The organism is Mesorhizobium sp. P2_C7 (genome assembly GCF_056404515.1).
The window spans coordinates 273,892-295,914 of the sequence record NZ_JBFUDW010000002.1 but is presented as its reverse complement, the minus strand read 5'-3'; the positions used below and the strand labels follow the sequence as shown (position 1 = coordinate 295,914).

Sequence of the window (22,023 nt, the reverse complement as noted above, 5' to 3'; positions counted from 1 at the left end):
CGACTTAGCGATCGAGCAGCGCCTGCAGCGTCTCGATGCGGTCGGCCTCGTTGGCCGGCTTGTCCCAGCGCAGCCGCGAAATGCGGGGAAAGCGCATGGCGACGCCGGATTTGTGCCGGGTCGAGCGGTTGAGGCCTTCGAAGGCGACTTCCAGCACCAGGCCGTTGTCGCGGTCGGCCCGCACCGAGCGCACAGGCCCGAAACGCTCGACGGTATTGTCGCGGACATATTTGTCGATCTGCTTCAGCTCTTCGTCGGTGAAGCCGAAATAGGCCTTGCCGACCGGCACCAGTTCCTCCTCGCCTTCCCCGCCGGACCAGACGCCGAACGTGTAGTCCGAGTAGAAGCTCGATCGCTTGCCATGGCCGCGCTGCGCGTACATCAGCACGGCATCCACCGTGTGCGGATCGCGCTTCCATTTGAACCACGGGCCTTTCGGCCGCCCGGCGACATAGGGCGAGTCCCAGCGCTTCAGCATGACGCCCTCGATTATCGGATGCGGCGGTGCCCGGCGCAGCTCCTCCAGCGCCTGCCAGTCGGCGAAGTCGACAAACGGCGAAAGATCGAAACGGCTCGGGTCGAGCGTTCCGACAAAGGTTTCCAGGCGGCCGCGCCGCTCACGAAACGGCAGTGCGCGCAAATCCTCGTCGCCGATCTGCAGCACGTCGTAGCAGCGCATGAAGGCTGGAAATTGCTGCTGCATCTTCGGCGTCACCGTCTTGCGGTTCAGCCTTTGCTGCAGGTCCGAGAAGGTGCCGGTCGCCAGCCGGGGATCGCCGACCAGCAGTTCGCCGTCCAGCGTTGCGGAGAAATGCATGGCATCGGCGAGGTCCGGAAAGGCGCCGGAGACATCGTCACCGGTGCGCGAATAGAGCCGGCGGATACCGCCTTCGGCCACCGCCTGGACGCGGATGCCGTCCCATTTCCATTCGGCCGCATAGTCCGCGGGGTCGAGCTTTTCGAGATCGCCGTCGCCGACCGGGTTCGACAGCATGACCGGGCGAAACAGGGCCATCGCCGTATTCCTGGGTTTTTCGGCCTTGCCTTCCAGCCAGGCGAACAGCGCCGTATAAGGCGGCGACAGCCCATGCCAAAGCTCCTCGATCTCGGTGACATCGACCTTGCCGAAATCCGCCAGCGCCTGTTTGGCCAGCCGCGCCGACACGCCGATGCGCAGGCCGCCGGTGACCAGCTTGATGATGGCAAAGCGCGCCGAGATGCCGGCGCTGTCGAGCAGTCCGGACAGCACCTTCGGTCCGTCGGAGCGGCTTGCCGCCTGCAGCCTGGCGACGACTTCGCCGAGCGTCGGCTCGCGGTTCGGGATGTTTCCGGGCGTTTGCGGCCAGACCAGCGACACCGTTTCGGCAAGGTCGCCGACATAGTCGTAGGAATAGCCGAACAGCACCGGGTCCATGCGCTCGGTGACCAGGGTGCGCAGCATCGCCGGCTTGACCGCGGCGATGTTGAGATCGCCGGTGATGGCAGCCAGCGCCAGGCCACGGTCGGGATCCCCCACGCTGCGGAAATAGTCGGTCAGCAGCGTCAACTTGCCGTTGCGCGACGGCGTCAGCACCAGGCGATCGAGAAGTTCGGCGAAGCGGTTCATGCCCTCAATCGCCCTCGTCCTCGTAGCCGACCAGATGCAGCGGTCGTGCGGCGATGCCTTCGAGTTCGCACCAGCGCACCAGCGCTTCCTCGCGGCCATGCGTCACCCAGATCTCCTCGGCTCCGGTCTCCTTGATGGTGGCGGTCAGTTCGTCCCAGTCGGCGTGGTCCGAGATGATCAGCGGCAGTTCGACGCCGCCTTGCTTGGCACGTTGGCGGATGCGCATCCAGCCTGAGGCAAAGCACGAGATCGGATCGGGAAAGCGCCGCGCCCAGCGGTCGGCGAAAGCCGAAGGCGGACCGACCACGATGGCGCCCGCGAAATCCTGCTTGCCGCCCTCCACGGTAGCCGGTTCTAGCGTTCCGAGCTCGATGCCCTGGCTCTGATAATATTCGCTGAGCCTGGCCAGCGCGCCATGGATGTAGATCGGCCGGTCGTAGCCGGCGTCGCGCAACAGCCGCATCACCCGCTGCGCCTTTCCCAGCGCATAGGCGCCGACCAGATGCGAGCGATCGGGAAACTGCGTCGCCGATTTCAGCAGGCGGGCGATCTCTTCCGTGTCGGGTGGATGGCGAAACACCGGCAGGCCGAAAGTTGCCTCGGTGATGAACACATCGCACGCGATCGGCTCGAACGGCGCGCAGGTCGCGTCTTTCTGCCGCTTGTAGTCGCCGGAAGCGACGATGCGCGTGCCCTGGTGCTCGACGGCGATCTGCGCCGAGCCAAGCACATGGCCGGCTGGATGGAAGCTGATGCTGACACCATCGAGGACAATCGTCTCGCCGAGCTGTGCTGCTTGCGTTGTGTCGGCAAAATCCTCGCCATAGCGCAGGCCCATGATGTCGAGCGTCTGCTGCGTGGCCAGCACCGAGCGGTGGCCGGAACGCGCATGATCGGAATGACCATGCGTGATCAGCGCCCGGTTCACCGGCCGCACCGGGTCGATGAAGAAATCGCCTGGCGGGCAATAGAGGCCCTCGGGCCGGGGATGGAGCAGGTCTGAGGCGCGCATGATCCCCAAGATAGGATATAATTCCGCTGCGGGAAGCCTGTTGTAAGTGACTGCTGACTCCCGCATACAGCACCGCCGGCTCCATCCGCCAACAGGATCCATCGCCCAGGACCCCATTGCCATGAAACCGCTTCAGGCCTCGTCCGGCGACTTGAACGCCGATCGTCGTGCCGATTATGCCGAGATGCTGCATGCGGACGGCGATCATGCCGCGGCGGCGGAATTGCTGCTCGGTGCCCTGGAACTGAAGCCGCAATGGGCGATGGGCTGGTTTCGCCTCGGCGAGATGCAGCAGGCTGCCGGTGCGCCGGACCTCGCCGCCCAGGCATGGACGATGTCGCTGCAACTCGATCCGACGGATCGTCAAGGCGCCGCACTGAACCTGCAGTTGATCGGCAAGGCGCCGGAGACCGGCGCGCTGCCCAGCGCCTTCGTCGAGACGCTGTTCGACCACTATGCCGACAGCTTCGAGGAATCACTGGTCGACAGGCTGGGGTATCGGCTGCCCGAATTGCTCGATCGGGCCATTCGGTCGACAAGGCCGGGCCGCTTCCCGCTGGCGCTCGATCTCGGCTGCGGCACCGGGCTGATGGGGCAGAGGCTGCGGCCGATCGCCGATCGGCTGGAGGGGTATGACATTTCGGCCAGGATGCTGAAGCAGGCGCGGGCCAAGGGCATCTACGATTTCCTCGCCAAGGCCGATCTGCTGGATTTTTCCTATGCCGGCCCGAAAGCCGATCTGGCGGCGGTGGCCGACGTCTTCATCTATGTCGGCGCGCTCGACGGCGTGGTGAAGACGGTTGCCGGCTTGCTTGCCGGCGATGGCCTGTTCGCCTTTTCCGTCGAGAGCCTGATTGGCAATGGCGATTTTGTGTTGCTGCCATCGCGCCGCTACGCGCATTCGGAACATTATGTGCGTGAAATCCTGGCTGCCAACGGGTTTTCGATCCTGTCGCTGGAAACGACCGTGATCCGGCAGGACCGCCGGGAACCCGTCAACGGGTTGGTCGTTGTGGCAGGCAAGCTACCGGCGGACGAGGCTGCGATCCCCTCCAGTCGCGCCCGCAGATAATCCGTGCTGCGAAAAAGTCTGATTTGCATGCGCGTCTGATATTTGCGATCTGGTCGCATCAAGGCGGGATATCAGGAGGAGCGGAATCGATGCGCTGGAACATGATTGTCTTGGCATCTTGCCTGGTGACCGCCGGCTGCGCGGGCAGTTCGATGGCCGAGAGGCAGGACGCCGACATCCAGTCCTCCCTGCAGTATGACAGCGTGCCCTGCGGCCAGCTGCTGGCGCAGCGCAACGCGCTGGCACAGCAGCACAATTTGTCGACGAAGGCGAAGCCCACCTTCTCCAATCCGGCGATGGGCTTCGGCCCGTTCATGCCGGATGTGCGCTCCAAGGCCAAGCAAGACGCCGACAAGGCGACCGGCGAGATGGATGCCATGAACCGGTCGATCGATCGTCGCGATTGCGGCAAGCCAGACCAGCAGAAGAAACTGCTGCCTGGCTAGGATCGGGCAGGCGCCGCTCTCTATGCTTTGACGCAATTCCCTGAGGGAAAACGCTACCCGCTTTTCCCGGGAAAACCGTTTCACGCATTTCCTGGAATTGCTTAATACCCCGCTTTACGGTCGACCAGATTGTCGAGCTTTTCGCCGCGTTCGAAAGCGTCCATCTGGCGCAGCATGATCGGGGCCAGGTGGACAGGATCGGAGGTCGCCGCCGAATGCGGCGTCACGAACACTTTTGGATGTCCCCACAGCGGGCTGGTCTTCGGCAGCGGTTCGACTTCGAACACATCGAGGCTCGCCTCCTTTAGCGTGCCGTCATCCAGTGCCCGCACGATGTCGGCGTCCTTCTGCAGGCGGCCACGTCCGGCATTGATCAGCACCGAGCCACCGAGGCCGTTGCGCTTCCTCAGTTCCTTCAGCACGCCGTAATTGATGATGCCATGCGTGTCCGGGGTCAGCGGCAAAAGCACCACCAGAATATCGGTCGCCTTGAGGAAGGGGATCAGTCCAGCCTCGCCGGAGTAGGTCGCTACGCCTTTCATCGGCCGCTCGCTGCGTGACCAGCCATTGACGGCAAAGCCGAGCGACAAAAGCACCGAGGCGGCGGCGCGGCCGAGATTGCCGAGGCCCATGATGCCGACCGAAATGTCGCTGGCCGGCCGCTGCTGCGGCTCGTGCCAGATTTTTTTTGGCTGCTGCGACCGGTAGAGCAGGCCGTGGCGATGATGATCGAGCACCCGCCAGACGACATATTCGGTCATGTACTGGGTGAGGTTGTCGGCGACGACCTTGACGATCGGCACATCCGGCAGGCCCGGGTCGGCGAAGATATGGTCGACGCCGGCACCGATCGAGAAGATGGCGCGCAGATTGGGCAGCGATGCCAGAATGTTCGGCTTCTGCTTCCACACCACCGCATAGGTGATCGACGGGTCGCTGGCGCCGTCCGGCTCCAGCACCACCTCGCGCTCGGCCGACAAGAGCTCGCGCCAGCGCTGCGGATGAAAGCCGGTGACGGCAAGCAGGATGCGGCCTTTTTCCATCAATGGAGTTTCCCTGTTATGCGTGCCCGTTGTCCAGGCTATTCGCTGACGATGCCGACCGGCGCCGTCTCTATCTTGAAGGCGGCCGAGATCAGCGCCCGAGTATAGTCGGTTTGCGGATTTCCAAAAATCTGTTCGGAAGGGCCGGCTTCGACGATCCTGCCGTTGCGCATGACGATGACGTCGTTGGCCAGCGCCCGGATGACCTTGAGGTCGTGGCTGATGAAAAGATAGGCGAGGTCGTGCTTGGCCTGCAGGCTGCGCAACAGGTCGACGACCTGCGCCTGCACGCTCATGTCGAGCGCCGATGTCGGCTCGTCCAGCATGACGAAGCGTGGGTTGAGCACCATGGCGCGCGCAATGGCGACACGCTGGCGCTGGCCGCCGGAAAACTCGTGCGGGTAGCGGTTGCGGGTAGCGGGATCGAGCCCCACTTCCTTCAGCACGTCGGCGACGCGCGCGTCGCGCTGGTCGGGCGACAGTTTCGGTTCGTGGATCTTCAGGCCTTCCTCGATGATCTCAGCGATCGACATGCGCGGGCTGAGCGAGCCGAACGGGTCCTGGAAGACGATCTGCAATTCGCGCCGCAGCGGCCGCATGGCGTTGAAGGAGAGCTGGTTGATGTCGCGCCCGTTGAACTGGATGCTCCCGGTCGACGAGATCATCCGCGCCAGCGCCAGGCCGAGCGTCGTCTTGCCGGAGCCGGATTCGCCGACCACGCCAAGCGTCTGTCCGGCACGCACGGTGACATCGATGCCGTCGACCGCCTTCACATTGTCGACGGTGCGCCGGAAGAAGCCCTGCTTGATCGGAAACCAGACCTTGATGTCCTTGCCGGTCATGACGGGCTTGGCGGCGGCGTTGGCCGCCGGCGGCTTGCCTTTCGGCTCGGCGGCCAGCAGATGGCGCGTATAGGGGTGTTGCGGGTTGGCAAAGATGTCCTTGGTCGGGCCGGTCTCGACGATCTTGCCCTTGGTCATCACGCAGACCCGGTCGGCGATCTTGCGCACGATGCCGAGATCGTGGGTAATGAAAAGCATCGACATGCCTTTGCGGCTTTTCAGCCCGGCCAGCAATTCGAGGATCTGCGCCTGCACGGTGACGTCGAGTGCCGTCGTCGGCTCGTCGGCGATCAGCAGTTCCGGTTCGTTGGCCAGCGCCATGGCGATCATCACGCGCTGACGCTGGCCGCCGGACAGCTGGTGCGGATAGGCATCGAGGCGCTTTTGCGGATCGCGGATGCCGACCTCGTTGAGCAGGGCCAGCGTGCGGGCTTTGGCCGGGCGGTCGGCCATGCCCTGATGCAGCTTCAGGATTTCGACGATCTGCTGCTCGATCGTGTGCAGCGGATTGAGTGAAGTCATCGGCTCCTGGAAGATCATGGTGATCTTGTTGCCGCGCACCTGCCGCAACTGCTTCTCGCTCATGGCAAGCAGGTCGGCGCCCTGGAACAGGATCTTTCCCGACGGATGGCTGGCACTGGGATAGGGCAACAGCTTCAGCACCGACAGCGCCGACACCGATTTGCCGGAGCCGGATTCGCCGACCAGCGCCACCGTCTCGCCCTTGGCGATATCGAACGAGATGTGGTCGACGGCCAGCGACTGCTGTCCACCTTGCGCAAAGGCGACGCTGAGGTCTTGTACGCTGAGCAGGGGTGCTTCGCTCATCGGAACGTCTTGCGCGGATCGAAGGCGTCGCGCGTCGCCTCACCGACGAACACCAGCAGCGACAGCATCAGCGAAATAACGACGAAGCCGGAAATGCCGAGCCACGGCGCATTGAGGTTGCGCTGCGCCTGCTTCAGCAACTCACCGAGCGAGGCGGACCCCGGCGGCAGGCCGAAGCCGAGGTAGTCGAGCGAGGTCAGCGTCGAGATCGAGCCCGAGAGCAGGAAGGGCATGAAGGTCAATGTCGCCACCATGGCGTTGGGCAGCAAATGCCGGAACATGATGGTGCGGTTGGGTACGCCGAGCGCGCGGGCGGCGTTGACATATTCGAAATTGCGGGCGCGTAGGAACTCGGCCCGCACCACGCCGACCAGCGCCACCCAGGAGAACAACAGCATCAGGCCGAGCAGGATGAAGAAGCCCGGCGGCAGGATGGCGGCGACGATGAGCAGGAGATAGAGCACCGGGATCGCCGACCAGATTTCGATGAAACGTTGGAACAGGAGATCGGTCCAGCCGCCGAAATAACCCTGCACGGCGCCGGCCGCGACGCCGATCAGGGCCGAGCCGGCGGTCAGGATCAGGCCGAACAGCACCGAAATGCGGAAGCCGTAGATGACGCGCGCCAGCACGTCGCGCGCCTGGTCGTCGGTGCCGAGCCAGTTCCAGTTGCCGACGATGCAGGCCGGATCGGCCGCCCCTTGCGGATACTGGCTGCAGCGCGCCTTGGCGTCATATTGCCAGGACGGCTTGGCCGGTGCCGCCTCCGGAATGGCGTTGTTGACGGTCTGGTAGGAGTAGCGCACCGGCGGCCAGATCATCCAGCCATTGGCGTTGATCTCGTCCTGGATGACCGGGTCGCGATAGTCGGTGACAGCGTAGAAGCCGCCAAACTTTTCCTCGGGGTAGGCGACCAGCACCGGAAACAGGATTTCGCCCTTGTAGGAGGCGATGATCGGCTTGTCGTTGGCGATGAATTCGGCAAACAGCGAGAGCACGAACAGGACGAGGAAGATCCACAGCGACCAGTAGCCGCGCCGGTTCGCTCTGAAATTCTGCAGGCGGCGCTTGTTGAGCGGCGACAGGAACGGTCGCGCGATCCGCTCCGGTGCGGCCTCCGTAGTCGCAGTTGTGTCCGACATCAGACGTCTCTCCGCTCGAAATCGATGCGCGGATCGACCCAGGTGTAGAGCAGGTCGGACAGCAATCCGACGAACAGCCCGAGTAGCGAGAAGATGTAGAGATTGGCGAACACCACCGGATAGTCGCGCTCGACCACCGACCTGAAGCCGAGCAGGCCGAGCCCATCGAGGGAAAAGATGTTCTCGATCAGGAGCGAGCCGGTGAAGAAGGCCGAGATGAAGGCGCCCGGAAAACCGGCAATCACGATCAGCATGGCGTTGCGGAAGACGTGGCCGTAGAGCACCTGCCGCTCCGACAGGCCCTTGGCGCGCGCCGTCACCACATACTGCTTGCGGATCTCTTCCAGGAACGAGTTCTTGGTCAACAGCGTCGTGGTGGCGAAGGCCGACAGCACCAGCGCCGTCAGCGGCAAGGTCATGTGCCAGAAATAGTCGATGATCTTGCCGGACCAGGACAGCTGGTCCCAATTGTCGGAGGTGAGGCCGCGCAGCGGAAACCAGTCCCAGAACGATCCGCCGGCAAACAGCACCATCAGCATGATGCCGAACAGGAAGCCCGGAATGGCATAGCCGACAATGACGACGCCGCTGGTCCAGACGTCGAAAGGCGTGCCGTCCTTGACCGCCTTGCGGATGCCGAGCGGGATCGAGATCAGGTAGGACAGAAGCGTGATCCACAGCCCGATCGAGATCGACACCGGCATTTTTTCCAGGATCAGGTTGAGCACCGAAATATCGCGGAAATAGCTGTCGCCGAAGTCGAAGCGCGCATAATTCCACAACATCATGCCGAAGCGCTCGAGCGGCGGCTTGTCGAAGCCGAACTGCTTCTCCAGCTTCTTGATGAATTCCGGATCGAGGCCTTGGGCGCCGCGATATTTCGAGCTGACATCACCGGCGACATCGACATTGGCGCCACCGACCGCGTCACCACCGCCGCCACCGAGGCGATCGCTGCCGCCCTGGTTGGTCAGCCGGGCGATGACCTGCTCGACCGGGCCGCCCGGCGCGAACTGGATGACGGCGAAGGATATCGCCATGATGCCGAACAGGGTCGGGATCATCAACAGGATGCGGCGCAGGATATAAGCGCCCATCAGGTCTTTTGCCCTGCTTGAGCGAACATCTCAGCCTTTGCCAATTTTTGCCGCCTTGCCCTTATCGAACCACCACAGCGTCTCGACTGGAAAGCCGAAATCGGGCTTTTGCTCGACGAAGTCGAACATGTCCCAATAGGCGACGCGGTGATTCGCCAGATAGTATGTTGGAATCCAGTCTAGCCGTGCGCGCAAGACCCGGTCGAGCGCCCTGAGCGCGGTGACGAGTTCGTTTCGGCTTTGCGCCTTGCCGGCAGCGACGATCAGCGCGTCGATGGCCTTGCTTTCCGTGCCCGGATAGTTGCGTTGCCCCGGCGTTTTCGCCATTCGGGAATCATAGAGCATCTCCAGGCCGTCGTTAGTCGGCGTCGCTCCGATCGACCAATGCAGCACGGTAAGATCGAAGTCGAAATCACTGTGCCGCTGTTCATACTGTGCCGAATCGACTTGCCGGATAGAGGCGTCGATCCCGATCGCCTTCATATTCTCGGACCATGGGGTGAAGATGCGAACGATGCCGTCATCCTCCGCCAGCATTTCAACCTGCAGGCGCTCACCCTTGTCGTTGACGACGAAACTGCCCGCACGTTTCCAGCCGGCTTGCGCAAGCAATCTCGAAGCCTCGCCCAGGAGCTTGCGGTCATGGCCCGAGCCGTCGGACAGAGGCTGCGTCACGGCTTCGCCAAAGACCTCTGGTGGCAACTCGGCCCGGAACGGCTCGAGCAGGGCCAATTCCGCAGGCGAGGGCGAACCTTCGGCCTTATAATCCGACCGTTCGAAGTTCGATTGAGAGCGCTCGTAAGAGCCGTAAAACAGGGCCCGCTTCATCCATTCGAAATCGAAGCATCTGGCGATCGCCCGCCGTACCCGCTCGTCGCGAAATTGCGTACGACGTTGATTCAACGCCACGCCCTGCATGTCTGGCGTCTTCTCACCGGGAAATTCCCGTTTGACGATCTTGCCATCCTTCAGCGCCGGAAAGTCGTATCCGGTCGCCCATACCCGCGCGGTGAATTCCTCGCGAAAATGCGTGTCGCCTTTCTTGAAGGCTTCGAAAGCCGCCTGCCGATCAAGATAGAAGTCGATGCGGATGCGGTCGAAATTGTACAGTCCGCGGTTCACGGCGACATCGCGACCCCAATAGCCGGCGACGCGGTCATATTCGACAGTCTGTCCGGCTACCACGCGCCCTATCTTGTAAGGCCCCGAGCCGAGCGGCGGTGTCATCGTCGAGGCATCGAAATGATTGGCCGTATAAAAGGCCTTGGACACGATCGGCATTGCCACGATCGCAAGGATGTTCTGCGGCGACTGCTCGCCGTTGAAGGTCAGGTCTAGAGTGGTGGGATCGACCGCGACCGCTTCCGTCAAATACCGCAGCGCCTTGGAAAGGTTTGGATGGCCTTGGTCTTTGTAGAGCTTCAACGCGAAGGCAACGTCTTCAGCGGTCAGCGGCGAACCGTCGTTGAAGCGAGCTTGCGGTCGTAGGCTGAAACGGAAGCCATTGCGGTCTTGCGACAAGGTGACGGACTCGGCAAGCAGGCCATAGACCGCATCCGGCTCATCGAGCGCGCTTGCCATCAGAGAATCGAAACAAAGCTCCGTTCGCGGCGGTGAATCTCCTTTCAACACCAGGGAATTCAATGTGTTGAAAGTCAGGAAGCTCTGATTCAAGGTGGCGTTGGGCGGCGCGAAATTCATCTGGCCGCCCTTGGGCGCGTCCGGATTGACGTAGTCGAAATGCGCGAAGTCCGGCTTGTATTTGAGATCGCCGAAAGCCGACAGGCCGTGCAGTTTTACGCCAGTCGGGACGGTGGCGAAGGCTCGGCCGGGCAGCAGGGCGGCGGCGGTGGCGGCACCGCCCAATGCCAGGAAATCGCGGCGGGCAAGGACCGCCATCAATTGCCGCCCTTGTACTTGGCCGCCAGCGCCTTTTCCTTATCGAGGTCGATCCACCAGGAATCGATATCGGCGCCGACATAGGCGGGCTGCTTGTCTGGAAAACCGAACTTGTCCCAATAAGCCAGCCAGACGGCAGACCGGTGATATTGCGGTACGACGTAGAAGTTCCACAACAGGATACGGTCGAGCGCATGGGTGGCGGCGACAAGGTCGTCGCGATCGGTGGCGAAGATGATGCGGTCGACCAGCGCGTCGATGATCGGATCCTTGATGCCCATCAGATTGCGCGACCCTGGCGCATTGGCGGCTTTCGAAGTCCAGAAGTCGCGTTGCTCGTTGCCCGGCGAATCCGACTGCTGGAGAAGCCCCGTGACGACATCGAAATCGAAATTGTTGACGCGGTTGATGTACTGCGTCTGGTCGATGATGCGCAGCGTGGCGTCGACACCGATCTTGCGCAGATTGTCGATATAGGGGCTGGCGATCACCTGGTCGGTGTCGTTCCAGCCGAGAATTTCGAACTTGAACGGCGCTCCGGTCTTGGCATTGACCATCTTGCCGCCCTTGATCACCCAGCCGGCCTTGGCGAACAGATCAACCGCCTGTTTCAGGTACTTTCGTTCCGCTTGCGGGGAATCGTAGACCGGCAGCTTGAATTCCTGGGTGAAGAGTTCGGGCGGCAGCTTGTCGCGATATTTTTCCAGGATTTCCAGTTCCTTGCCTTGCGGCAAGCCGCTCGATGCCAGTTCGGTGCCCTGGAAATAGCTCGACGTGCGGGTGTTGAAGCCGAAGAAAAGCGTGCGGTTCATGCTCTCGAAATCGAACGGGATGGTCAGCGCTTCACGCACCAGCCGGTCCTGGAACAGCGGCCGCCGCTGGTTGAGGACGAAACCCTGCATCGCCTGTGGCGCCTGGGTCTGGAAGTCCTTCTTGACGACATCACCGGCTTTGAATGCAGGAAAATTGTAAGCCGTTGCCCATTTGCGCGAGCTGTATTCGCGGTTGATGTCCTCCAGCCCGCCCTTGGTGAAGGCCAGCCAGGCCGCGTTGTCGTCGAGTATATAGGTGTAGCGTCGCGTGTCGAAATTCTCGCGGCCGATCTTCACCGGCAGTTTGGCTGCCCAGTAGTCGGGCACGCGCTGCCAGATGATTTCCGAGCCGGGCTTGAAGCTGGCGATCTTGTAAGCGGCCGAACCGAGCGGAATTTCCAGCGTCGGCTTGGTTACATCGCGCTTCTTGCCGTTGGCATCGGTGCCTTCCCACCAGTGTTTCGGCAGCACGGCAAGGTCGCCGATGATCTTCGGCAGTTCCCGGTTGCCCTTCTGGTTGAAATGGAACTCGACCTCGCGGTCGGAGACGGCGACCGCATCGGTGACGTTCTCGAAATAGCGGCTGTATTGCGGGCTGTTCGCCTTCAACACCTGGAACGACCAGATCACGTCGTCGACGGTGATCGGCTGGCCGTCATGCCATTTCGCGCGCGGGTCGAGCCGGTAGGTCGCGGAGGAATAATCGGCCGGATATTTGTAGGCATCGGCGATCAGCGGATGGCTGGTGCTGCCTTCGTCGGTCGCCTGCTCCATCAGAGTGTCGTAGAGCAGGCCGCCGCCGAATCCGACCAGTCCGGCGGCCGGCGATCCCTGGACGATATAGGGGTTGAAGCTGTCATAGGTGCCGGGCACCACCGAATTCAGCGTGCCGCCCTTGGGCGCGTTCGCGTTGACGTAGTCGTAGTGCTGAAAATTGTCGCCGTATTTGGACTCGCCGATCAGCGAGGAGGTGGTGCGCCATTCGTCGGCTTGTGTCACTTGCAATCCCGCCGCCAGCAGGGCTGCCGCCAGCAACGATTTGAGAAGCGTTCGGCCAACCGTCATGCACTGTCCTCTTCGCGCTGCGTGTCCATTCCACAAAGGCAATCTAGATGATTTGCTCCTCGTGAAAACCGCAATGCGCGGCTTTGTCGCTGCATATGCGATCTTGCTAACAAAAAAGCCGGGCTGAACCCGGCTTTTTCAAGATCGTTGAGGTTACAATTTGTTTATTTGGCAGGCGCCGGTGCCGGAGCGGCTGGAACTGGGGCGGCGGGGGCTGGCGCGGCCGGAGCCGCCGGCTTGGCGGGAGCGGCACCCTCGGCCGGCTTGGCCGGGGCGGCTGCTTCGGCAGGCTTGGCGGGTGCGGTCGCATCGGCGGCAGCCCCTGGCGCCGGCAGCGGCTTGGGATTGTCGGACAGCGTGCGCAGATAGGCGATGACGTTGGCGCGGTCCTCGTCCTTGGGCAGGCCGGCAAAGCCCATGGCCGTGCCCTTCACGAATTTCTTCGGCGAGGTGATGAAGTGGTTGATGTTGTCATAGGTCCACTTCTCGGTGCCGCCCTTGGAGAATTCCTTCATGCCGGCCGAGTAGGCAAAGCCTTCATGCTCGCCAACCGGACGGTCGATGAGATCCCACAGATCGGGGCCGACTTTGTTCGGGCCGCCCTTTTCACCGGAATGGCAGGCCTGGCATTTCTTGAACACGGCAGCGCCCGCTTCGACATTGGCGGTCGCCAGAAGGTCGGCAATCGGCTTGGCTTGGGCAGCCGGAGCGGCCGGGCCGCCTTCGACAGGTTCGGCGGCTTCGATGGCGAAGCCGGGCTTTTCCGGCGCCGGCGAGGCAAACAGCGCATCCGACACAAGGCCAACCGAGAAGACCACGAAAACAGTTCCGAGCAATCCGGCGAGCAGCTTGTTGACTTCGTTGGAATCCATACGCCCCTTGCTCCCTTTTCCGGCGGACCGATCCGTCCACTCCGTCCGTCGGTATCGTGACCCACCCTGCTAAGGCGGTCAAATCGGGCGGAAACTAGGTCTTTTGCTCCGGCGTTGCAACACCTATAAGGGCGCTTCCAGTGAGACCTTTTGCCACTTTTCCCTTCCCCTTTTGAGACGCCTTGCAACGCGCATGTCCACGCTGATCCTGATCCCGGCCCGCATGGCCTCGACCCGCCTGCCAGGCAAGCCGCTGGCCGACATCGCCGGCGCGCCGATGATCGTCCATGTCGCCCGTCGTGCGGCCGAGGCCGGCCTCGGCCGGGTGGTGGTGGCGACCGACACGCAAAGCGTGGCGGAAGCGGTGCGCGCGCATGGTTTTGAGGCCGTGATGACGCGCATGGATCACGAATCCGGCTCCGATCGCATCCACGAGGCTCTGGTCGCGCTTGATCCCGAACGCAAGGTCGAAACGATCGTCAATGTGCAAGGCGATTTGCCGACAATCGACCCGGAAATCATCGCCGCGTCCCTCAGGCCGTTCGAGGACAGGGCGGTGGATATCGCCACGCTCGGCGTCGAGATCGTCCGCGACGAGGAAAAGACCAATCCCAACGTCGTCAAGATCGTCGGCTCGCCGCTCTCCGGCACCAGGCTGAGGGCGCTCTATTTCACCCGCGCCACCGCGCCATGGGGCGAGGGCGCGCTGTACCATCATGTCGGCCTCTACGCCTATCGGCGCGCGGCACTCGAGCGCTTCGTCGCGCTGAAGCCGTCGCCACTCGAACGGCGCGAACGACTGGAACAGCTGCGGGCGCTGGAAGCCGGCATGCGCATCGATGCCGAGATCGTGCGATCATTGCCGCTTGGCGTCGACACGCCGCAAGACCTCGAACGCGCCAGAACCATCCTTTCGCACTGAACAATCCCTTCCAACAGAGACACCTTGAACCGAGACTTGGGCATGCCTGAAAAGACCAACAGAATATCCTTCCAGGGCGAGCCGGGCGCCAATTCCGACACCGCCAGCCGCAACGTCTATCCCTCGATGGAGCCGTTGCCGTGCCCGACCTTCGAGGATGCGTTCAACGCGGTCGAGACGGGCAAGGCCGACCTCGCCATGATCCCGATCGAGAACACCATCGCCGGGCGCGTCGCCGACATCCACCATCTGTTGCCGGAATCAAGGCTGCACATCGTCGGCGAATATTTCCTGCCAATCCATTTCCAGCTGATGGTGCTGCCCGGCGTCAAACGCAACGAGATCAAGACCGTGCACAGCCACATCCACGCGCTTGGCCAGTGCCGCAAATACATCCGCAAGAATGGCTGGAAGCCGGTGGTCGCCGGTGACACGGCGGGTTCGGCGAAGCTGGTTTCGGAGGTCAAGGACCGCAGCATGGCGTCGCTCGCCCCGGCGCTCGCGGCAGAGCTCTACGGGCTCGACATCATCGAGGAGAATGTCGAGGACACCGATTCCAACGTCACCCGCTTTGTCGTTCTGACCAAGAACAAGCAATGGGCCGAACGCCCGTCGGCCGACACCAAGATGATGACGACATTCATCTTCCGCGTCCGCAACGTGCCGGCCGCGCTTTACAAGGCAATGGGCGGTTTCGCCACCAACGGCATCAACATGACCAAGCTGGAGAGCTACCAGTTGGGGGCGTTCACCGCGACGCTGTTTTACGCCGACATTGAGGGCCATCCCGACGATCCGCTGGTCAAGCTGGCGCTGGACGAGCTTCGTTTCTTCTCCCGCGAAGTGCGGATCCTGGGCGTCTATCCGGCCAGTGAGTCACGCGAGCAGTGGAAGGTGGCTGACTAAATCACCGCGCCCAGCGGCACATAGTCGATCTCCATGAAGGTCTCGACCTCCGGCACCCAGCGGTCGCGCACGAAGGCGACGTGGTCGGGGTGGTCGTTGTATCTGTTGTAGGCGGCCTGGTCGGCGAACTCCATCGAGAAGCCGAAGCGGTAATCGTTCTTCGGGCTGACCTGCCGCAATTGCTCGAAATGCGCAACGCCCCTGATCGCCGAGAGGGCTTTCTTGGCGTCGACCAGGAACCTCTTCTCCTCCAGCGAATGCGGCGGGTGCTTCAGCGTGAAGACGACGGTGTGACGGATCATTTTCTGCTCCTGCAATGTCTTTCGGTATTGGCTGCCATTACTCGCTGTCCACCCAGGCCCGGATGAGGTGATGCGCAATGGCGCCTTTCGGTGGCGTGACCAGATCGCCGGGATGTTCCCTGGTCAGCATCAAGCGCACCTCGTCGCGGGCAAACCAGCGGCAGTCTTCAAGCTCGTTGAGGTCGGCCTGGATGTCGTCGTTGAGCGGCTCGCCGAAGCAGCCGATCATCAGCGAATAGGGAAACGGCCAGGGCTGGCTGGCATGGTAGACGACACGGCCGAGCCGGATCCCAGCCTCCTCCAGCGTTTCGCGGCGCACCGCGGCTTCGATCGTCTCGCCCGGTTCGATGAAGCCGGCAAGGGCAGAATACATGCCCGGCCCGAAATGCCGACCGCGCCCGAGCAGGCATTTGTCCCGCGTCGCCGTCAGCATGATCGCCACCGGGTCGGTGCGTGGAAAATGCTCCGTGCCGCAATTTGGGCAATGCCGTTTGTAGCCGCCGGCCCGCATCTGTGATTCGGTGCCGCATTTGCTGCAGAAGCGATGGCTTGCATGCCAGGCGAGCAGGGCAGCGCCTTGCGCCATCGCGCCGGCGGCCGCCTCATCGATCAGCCCTTGCATGTAGACCGAACGATAGTCGATCGCCTTGACGGTCTCGGGCAAATGTTCGGCCTCGACGCCGGCTGGTATCGCCAGCACGGGTCCCAGGTCGGAAAAGCCGAGCAGGACGCCGTGGGCGAAGGAAACCTTGAACGGCTCGCTCTCGGCGGCGCCGAACCAGGGGTCGAGGCCACCGTTGCCCCCGAGCTTCAGATAGAGCCGGCCGCCATTCATCAGAAGCAGCCGCGTCGTCGGATCGGCCAGCGCCTTGTCGACGGAATCGTCGGCGCGGTTTTCGGATTGCCGGTCGATGATGTTGCCGGCAAAGCCGACGAACTGGCTCGGCTCGCGCAGCGGCGCGTCAAACAGGCGGAAGCTCATGCGGACTCTGATGCTTTGGGATGGACACGGGGAAGGCTTATAGCGCCGCCCTTATCGTTTGGGCAAACCGGCGCAGGTCGGAACGCTGATAGGGCTCGCGCAGGCCGTGTCCCCACACCGGGCCTGGCCAGCCGGGATCGCCCTCTGAACGCGCGACGACATGGATGTGCAGTTGGCGCACGATGTTGCCGAGCGCGCCGGTGTTGATCTTGGTGCAGCCGGTCGCCTTCTTCAGCGCCTGCGCCACCATATTGGTCTCGAAGGTCAGCATTGCCTGGTCGAGCGGCGTCATGTCGTGGATTTCTTCCGCGCCCGGCCGCTGCGGCACCAGCAGCAGCCATGGCCAGCGCCGGTCGTTCATCACCCGCAATTCGCACAGCCCAAGCCACATCAACTGTTCGCTGTCCGCCTCCAGCCGGGCATCCAGCGTGAATCCGGCCTTAAGGCCCGGCAGCATCGGCGTTTCCCTTGCTTTTCTTGGTTTCCTCAAACTCATAAACGCTAGAGCGGCAGCAACAGGGCTGCAAGCGAATCATTGATCCCCAGCGGTTCGTGATGCAGATTCGCCTGCGCCCTTGCATTTCATCGCCGAATTGCCGATATGGACGGCGGGAGGTTGGTGGTGGACGATCCACTCGCCAACCGGGTCAGGTCCGGAAGGAAGCAGCCCTAACGAGCCCGGAACGGGTCATTGTTCCAGCCTCCCACCTCATCGGCTCCTCTCGCGACATTGACGACGCATTGCTGCGCGGGCGAGACTATGCGCAGAAATAGGCCGCCTTCGGGCGTGGCCCTTTGGAGCTTTACGGGCGAATGAGCGAAGCCGGAAATTCGGGAACGGACAAGGCCGCTGCCTATCGGGTGCTGGCGCGCAAGTACCGTCCTTCGAACTTCTCCGAGCTGGTCGGCCAGGAGCCGATGGTGCGCACCCTCACCAACGCCTTTGCCACCGGCCGCATTGCCCAGGCCTGGATGCTGACGGGCGTGCGCGGTGTCGGCAAGACCACGACGGCGCGCATACTGGCGCGGGCCCTGAACTATAAAACTCCGACAACAGACCAACCTTCGGTCCACCTTGCCGTGCTGGGCGAGCATTGCCAGGCGATCATGGAAGGCCGCCATGTCGACGTCATCGAGATGGATGCCGCTTCGCACACCGGCATCGACGACATCAGGGATATCATCGAGCGCGTGCGCTATGCGCCGGTCTCGGCCCGCTACAAGGTGTACATCATCGACGAAGTGCACATGCTTTCCACGCAGGCCTTCAACGGCCTGCTGAAGACGCTGGAAGAGCCGCCGCCGCACGTCAAATTCATCTTCGCCACCACCGAAATCCGCAAGGTTCCGATCACCGTCCTGTCGCGCTGCCAGCGCTTCGACCTCAGGCGCATCGATGCCGGCGCGCTGGTCGCGCACCTCTCCTCGATCTCGGCCAAGGAAGGCATTTCGGTCGACGACGACGCGCTGGCAATGATCGCACGCGCAGCCGAAGGGTCGGCCCGTGATTCGCTCTCCATCCTCGACCAGGCGATCGCCCATGGCGCGGGCTCCGTCAGCGCCGACGCGGTCCGGGCGATGCTGGGGCTGGCCGACCGTGCCCGCATCGTCGACCTGTTCGAACATGTGATGAAGGGCGATGTGGCCGCCGCTCTCGGGGAATTCCGCGCACAGTACGACACCGGTGCCGATCCGGCTGCCGTGCTCACCGATCTTGCCGAGTTCAACCACCTCGTCACCCGGCTGCGTTTCGTGCCATCGGCTGTCGACGACGCTGCGYTGTCGCAGGACGAGCGGCAACGCGGCGCGGATTTCGCCAGGACACTGTCGGTCAGGGTGCTGTCGCGGACATGGCAGATGCTGCTCAAGGGCATCCCCGAGGTGCAGTCCTCCAACCGGCCTGTGAGCGCCGCCGAGATGGTGCTGATCCGGCTGGCCCACGCCGCTGACCTGCCGACGCTGGACGAGGCGTTGAGATCGCTTGAGGGCGCAGCGCCTGTTCAAAATGGCGCGTCGCGCCCCAACGGCGCACCCGCGGGTTCCGGCAATGGTGGCGGCGCCGGCGCGGTTGCACAGACCCGCATGCCATCCGGGCCAGGCGGCGCGCAGACCATGCGGCTGGTCGAGGTCACGCCCGCGCCCGCCGCTTTCGTCGCGCCCCCGCAACCGGTCCTGGAGACGCCGCAGGTTCCGCTGAAATCGCTGGCCGACATCATTGCTCTTGCCGACGCGCAGCGTGACATCGCCTTCAAGGTGCTGGTCAAGAGCTGTATCCGTCTCGTTCGCATCGAGCCCGGCCGCATCGACGTCGGTCTGACCGCTGATGCGCCCAAGATGCTGCTCAACGACCTGACGACGAAACTGCGCGCCTGGACCGGCCGCAGCTGGCTGGTCTCGCTGTCGAAGGAAGAGGGCGGCCAGACGCTCGCCGAAATGGAATCGACCAAGCGCGAGACCGCCTTCCTCGATGCCAAGAGCGATCCTACGGTCGCCGCCATTCTGGCGCGGTTCCCCGGCGCCAAGATCATCGACGTGCGCATTCCCGACTCGCCGGAAGCCGATACGACCGAGGCCGAAGTGCCGGTCGAGCCGCCAGCGGACGACGACGAAACCTGACAAGAGCCACGAATCCGCAAAGGACGCGACCATGAAAGATCTTCTGGGCCTGATGGGCAAGGCGAAGGAAATGCAGGCCAAGTTCCAGGCCATGCAGGACGAGATCGCCACGCTGGAAGCATCCGGCCAGGCCGGCGGCGGCCTGGTCAACGTGACGCTGACCGGAAAATTCGAGATGAAGTCGCTGAAGATCGATCGCTCCCTGTTCAAGGAGGATGATGTCGAGATCCTGGAGGACCTGGTGCTCGCCGCCCACAACGACGCCAAGACCAAGGTCGAGCAGATCATGCAGGAGAAGACCAAGGCACTGACCGCCGGCCTGCCGATCCCGCCAGGAATGAAACTGCCCTTCTAACGTTCGGTGGCGCTACGCCCATGATCGAAGAGCCCTCCGAAAGACTGATCGAGCAGCGCGTTCGCAGCAGGATCTACGAGATCCTGGAAATCCTGGCCGATTGCGACGCCGGCGTCGATCTTGTCGGCATCAGGGGCTACTTCGACCTGTTCGAGGACTACGTGCATCGCCCGTCGATCGAGGCCGGCACGTCGGCGCTGTCGAAGGACGAGCGTGTGATCGTGCTCGAGATCGCCGAATTCCTGGAGGCGGCCTGCGAGACAAATCCAGACTTCACCAAGGCCGAATTCATCGAAAGCGACTGGCCGGGAAAGATCGCGCCGACCGCCAAGGACGCACTGGCGCTCTTCCTCAGGCGCGGCCTGTTTTCGGAGAAAGTCGAAGAGGTCGAACCTGGTCAGCCGGTCTCGATGGCTGCGGCGCGTTGACAGAATAAAGCCATGCAACTGTGCCAGTTTGGCAACAGTGCCTCGCTAATAACGTTTTAGCCATCATTTTGCCTGAAAGTGTCTCATTCTTGCCGCAGCCTGGGGGCGGGCATCGAAGTGAGGGTTACCTTTTGATTTCCATGCGATGGAAGACGCCGCTGTTGCTCGGCGCCGTCATTTCACCCTTGTTTTTGGCTGCCTGCAGCCAGACCACCTCGCACGGCATGTCCGTCGCCAGCCTGACCGACGCCATCACCCCGAGTTTCCTGAGTTCCCGATCTTACAGTCACACGCCAAAGGACAGGGAATGCCTGGAACGGGCGATGTTCTTCGAGTCCAACCGGTCGAGCCGCGACGGCATGATCGCGGTCGGCACGGTGGTCATGAACCGGTTGCGCTCCGGCAACCACGGCAGCACTATCTGCGAGGTGGTGGGCGAGCCCGGGCAGTTCGCGCCTGGCGTCATGACCCGGCCGATGAATTCGCGGGCCATGCCCGATGTCGAGGAAGCCGCCGACGCCGTGCTCAAGGGCGAGCGCAAGGGCAAGCTGAAGAACACGATGTATTTCCACACCGCCGGGCTGCGTTTCCCTTACAAGAACATGCATTACACCATGGTTGCCGGCGGCAATGCCTTCTACGAGAAGCGTGGCCGCAACTGGCAGCCGCTGCCGGATGAGCCGCAGGTCGCCATTGCCTCGGCGGCGCCCGTGAAGCCGGCAGCACCGGTGATCCTTGTTGCTTCCGCCGAGCCGGTGCGTCCGGCCAAGCCGGCAACCATCCGATCCGCGCCTGCCCAACAGAGCTTTGTGACCGCCGCCGTGGTGCCGACCGCGAAACCCCTGCGCACCTCGGCCGAGCCGACGGTGGTGGCGATGCAAGAACCGATGGAGGAACCGGATGCCGCCCGTTTTGGCGGAACTCTGGCCAAGCCGGTCATTTCCTCCGTTGCGAACGCGCCGCAAGAGGCGTCGATGGGATTCCAGTCGACGCCGGAGAACACTGACGCCATCGGCGCGATGATCGCCAGCCAGAGCCGCCCGCTCGAGGTCAACTGATCCGTACTCCATGGCCCGCCAGGACAATATGGCGGGTCATGCAGACGCGGGATGTTCCAAAACGCACTGAAAAATCCTAGATCAGAGCGATGTCCAAGCGAATCGCCGGTCCGGAGATCGAACGTCTGATCCAGCTCCTGGCCAAGGTGCCGGGGCTGGGGCCGCGTTCGGCCAGGCGTGCGGCACTGCATCTGATCAAGAAGAAGGAGCAGCTGTTGTCGCCGCTCGCCGCCGCCATGGCCGAGGCTGCCGACAAGGTGCGCATCTGCTCGACCTGCGGCAATGTCGATACGTCGGACCCATGCATGATCTGCATCGATCCGCGCCGTGACGCCGGCACCATCATCGTCGTCGAAGACGTTTCCGACCTATGGGCGCTGGAGCGGGCGGCAGCGATGAATGTGCGCTACCACGTGCTCGGCGGCACGCTGTCGCCGCTCGACGGTATCGGCCCCGACCAGCTCAACACCCGCTCGCTGATCGACCGCGTCGCCGGCGGCGAGGTCAAGGAGATCATCCTCGCCGTCAACGCGACGATCGAGGGCCAGACCACCGCGCACTACCTCACAGATCAGCTGTCCGGCTTCGACATCAAGGTGACACGCCTTGCGCATGGCGTACCGGTCGGCGGCGAGCTCGACTATCTCGACGAGGGCACGCTGGCTGCCGCACTTCGCTCGCGGACGGCGTTTTGACGCAATTGGCGGAGAAGAGTCTG

At 63.0% G+C, this 22,023-nt stretch carries 21 protein-coding genes and 1 other RNA gene; 10 read left to right on the top strand and 12 right to left on the bottom strand.

The window, feature by feature from the left end:
- Positions 1-4: 4 nt before the first annotated feature.
- Together AC1D2G_RS06385 and AC1D2G_RS06380 are read right to left on the bottom strand one after the other, a co-directional pair.
- Entirely contained in the window at positions 5-1,606 is a 1,602-nt protein-coding gene (locus AC1D2G_RS06385; RefSeq protein WP_477412741.1) for a cisplatin damage response ATP-dependent DNA ligase, read from the bottom strand.
- A gap of 4 nt (positions 1,607-1,610) precedes the next feature.
- Complete coding sequence (locus AC1D2G_RS06380) at positions 1,611-2,618, bottom strand: ligase-associated DNA damage response exonuclease (RefSeq protein ID WP_477412739.1); 1,008 nt, start codon at positions 2,616-2,618, stop codon at positions 1,611-1,613.
- Positions 2,619-2,739: 121 nt separating this feature from the next.
- Between AC1D2G_RS06380 and AC1D2G_RS06375 the strand changes: the two genes are divergently transcribed.
- On the top strand, positions 2,740-3,690 hold the full coding sequence (locus AC1D2G_RS06375; RefSeq protein ID WP_477412737.1) for a class I SAM-dependent DNA methyltransferase: 951 nt from the start codon (positions 2,740-2,742) through the stop codon (positions 3,688-3,690).
- Positions 3,691-3,779: 89 nt separating this feature from the next.
- Entirely contained in the window at positions 3,780-4,136 is a 357-nt protein-coding gene (locus AC1D2G_RS06370; protein ID WP_184877448.1) for a hypothetical protein, read from the top strand.
- Positions 4,137-4,237: 101 nt separating this feature from the next.
- Here the strand turns inward: AC1D2G_RS06370 and AC1D2G_RS06365 are convergent, their stop codons facing one another.
- The 7 genes from AC1D2G_RS06365 to AC1D2G_RS06335 all read right to left on the bottom strand — a co-directional run bounded on the left by AC1D2G_RS06365 (position 4,238) and on the right by AC1D2G_RS06335 (position 13,736).
- The gene (locus AC1D2G_RS06365) at positions 4,238-5,179 is read right to left on the bottom strand and encodes a 2-hydroxyacid dehydrogenase (protein ID WP_477393365.1); all 942 of its coding nucleotides are present in this window, start codon (positions 5,177-5,179) and stop codon (positions 4,238-4,240) included.
- 38 nt (positions 5,180-5,217) lie between these two features.
- Positions 5,218-6,849, bottom strand: coding sequence for an ABC transporter ATP-binding protein (locus tag AC1D2G_RS06360; protein WP_477305024.1), 1,632 nt, complete (start codon positions 6,847-6,849; stop codon positions 5,218-5,220).
- Entirely contained in the window at positions 6,846-7,991 is a 1,146-nt protein-coding gene (locus tag AC1D2G_RS06355) for an ABC transporter permease (protein WP_477225310.1), read from the bottom strand. The genes AC1D2G_RS06360 and AC1D2G_RS06355 overlap by 4 nt, the downstream gene beginning before the upstream one ends.
- Positions 7,991-9,088: a microcin C ABC transporter permease YejB gene (locus tag AC1D2G_RS06350; RefSeq protein ID WP_095082500.1), complete on the bottom strand. Its 1,098-nt coding sequence runs from the start codon at positions 9,086-9,088 to the stop codon at positions 7,991-7,993. The genes AC1D2G_RS06355 and AC1D2G_RS06350 overlap by 1 nt, the downstream gene beginning before the upstream one ends.
- Before the next feature lie 30 nt (positions 9,089-9,118).
- Complete coding sequence (locus AC1D2G_RS06345) at positions 9,119-10,987, bottom strand: extracellular solute-binding protein (protein ID WP_477412735.1); 1,869 nt, start codon at positions 10,985-10,987, stop codon at positions 9,119-9,121.
- Complete coding sequence (locus tag AC1D2G_RS06340) at positions 10,987-12,864, bottom strand: extracellular solute-binding protein (RefSeq protein ID WP_477412733.1); 1,878 nt, start codon at positions 12,862-12,864, stop codon at positions 10,987-10,989. The genes AC1D2G_RS06345 and AC1D2G_RS06340 overlap by 1 nt, the downstream gene beginning before the upstream one ends.
- A gap of 164 nt (positions 12,865-13,028) precedes the next feature.
- Positions 13,029-13,736 carry a c-type cytochrome gene (locus AC1D2G_RS06335; RefSeq protein WP_477412731.1) on the bottom strand — a complete coding sequence of 236 codons (708 nt, stop codon included), beginning with the start codon at positions 13,734-13,736 and terminating at the stop codon, positions 13,029-13,031.
- Between the two features lie 193 nt (positions 13,737-13,929).
- Between AC1D2G_RS06335 and AC1D2G_RS06330 the strand changes: the two genes are divergently transcribed.
- Positions 13,930-14,658 carry a 3-deoxy-manno-octulosonate cytidylyltransferase gene (locus AC1D2G_RS06330; RefSeq protein ID WP_095082492.1) on the top strand — a complete coding sequence of 243 codons (729 nt, stop codon included), beginning with the start codon at positions 13,930-13,932 and terminating at the stop codon, positions 14,656-14,658.
- Between the two features lie 42 nt (positions 14,659-14,700).
- The gene (locus AC1D2G_RS06325; protein ID WP_477412729.1) at positions 14,701-15,564 is read left to right on the top strand and encodes a prephenate dehydratase; all 864 of its coding nucleotides are present in this window, start codon (positions 14,701-14,703) and stop codon (positions 15,562-15,564) included.
- On the opposite strand, the gene AC1D2G_RS06320 is transcribed toward AC1D2G_RS06325, so the two are convergent.
- The 3 genes from AC1D2G_RS06320 to AC1D2G_RS06310 are packed head-to-tail and all read right to left on the bottom strand — an operon-like array spanning position 15,561 to position 17,305.
- Positions 15,561-15,866: a Dabb family protein gene (locus AC1D2G_RS06320; RefSeq protein WP_477393375.1), complete on the bottom strand. Its 306-nt coding sequence runs from the start codon at positions 15,864-15,866 to the stop codon at positions 15,561-15,563. The two genes, AC1D2G_RS06325 and AC1D2G_RS06320, sit on opposite strands and share 4 nt — an antisense overlap.
- A 37-nt stretch (positions 15,867-15,903) precedes the next feature.
- Entirely contained in the window at positions 15,904-16,848 is a 945-nt protein-coding gene (nudC, locus tag AC1D2G_RS06315) for an NAD(+) diphosphatase (protein ID WP_477412727.1), read from the bottom strand.
- A gap of 37 nt (positions 16,849-16,885) precedes the next feature.
- Positions 16,886-17,305: an HIT family protein gene (locus AC1D2G_RS06310; RefSeq protein ID WP_184877469.1), complete on the bottom strand. Its 420-nt coding sequence runs from the start codon at positions 17,303-17,305 to the stop codon at positions 16,886-16,888.
- 154 nt (positions 17,306-17,459) lie between these two features.
- Here AC1D2G_RS06310 and ffs point away from each other — a divergent pair.
- The 6 genes from ffs (at position 17,460) to recR (ending at position 22,000) form a co-directional block, all read left to right on the top strand.
- Positions 17,460-17,556, top strand: an RNA gene (gene ffs / locus AC1D2G_RS06305) — signal recognition particle sRNA small type.
- A gap of 105 nt (positions 17,557-17,661) precedes the next feature.
- The gene (locus tag AC1D2G_RS06300; protein WP_477412725.1) at positions 17,662-19,464 is read left to right on the top strand and encodes a DNA polymerase III subunit gamma/tau; all 1,803 of its coding nucleotides are present in this window, start codon (positions 17,662-17,664) and stop codon (positions 19,462-19,464) included.
- Between the two features lie 31 nt (positions 19,465-19,495).
- Complete coding sequence (locus AC1D2G_RS06295) at positions 19,496-19,819, top strand: YbaB/EbfC family nucleoid-associated protein (protein ID WP_477225316.1); 324 nt, start codon at positions 19,496-19,498, stop codon at positions 19,817-19,819.
- Positions 19,820-19,839: 20 nt separating this feature from the next.
- Positions 19,840-20,247, top strand: coding sequence for a hypothetical protein (locus AC1D2G_RS06290; protein WP_477412723.1), 408 nt, complete (start codon positions 19,840-19,842; stop codon positions 20,245-20,247).
- Between the two features lie 131 nt (positions 20,248-20,378).
- The gene (locus AC1D2G_RS06285) at positions 20,379-21,305 is read left to right on the top strand and encodes a cell wall hydrolase (protein WP_477412721.1); all 927 of its coding nucleotides are present in this window, start codon (positions 20,379-20,381) and stop codon (positions 21,303-21,305) included.
- 89 nt (positions 21,306-21,394) lie between these two features.
- A complete protein-coding gene (gene recR / locus AC1D2G_RS06280) occupies positions 21,395-22,000 on the top strand; it encodes a recombination mediator RecR (RefSeq protein ID WP_477412719.1) in 606 nt (201 codons plus the stop codon).
- The last annotated feature ends 23 nt before the right edge of the window (positions 22,001-22,023 follow it).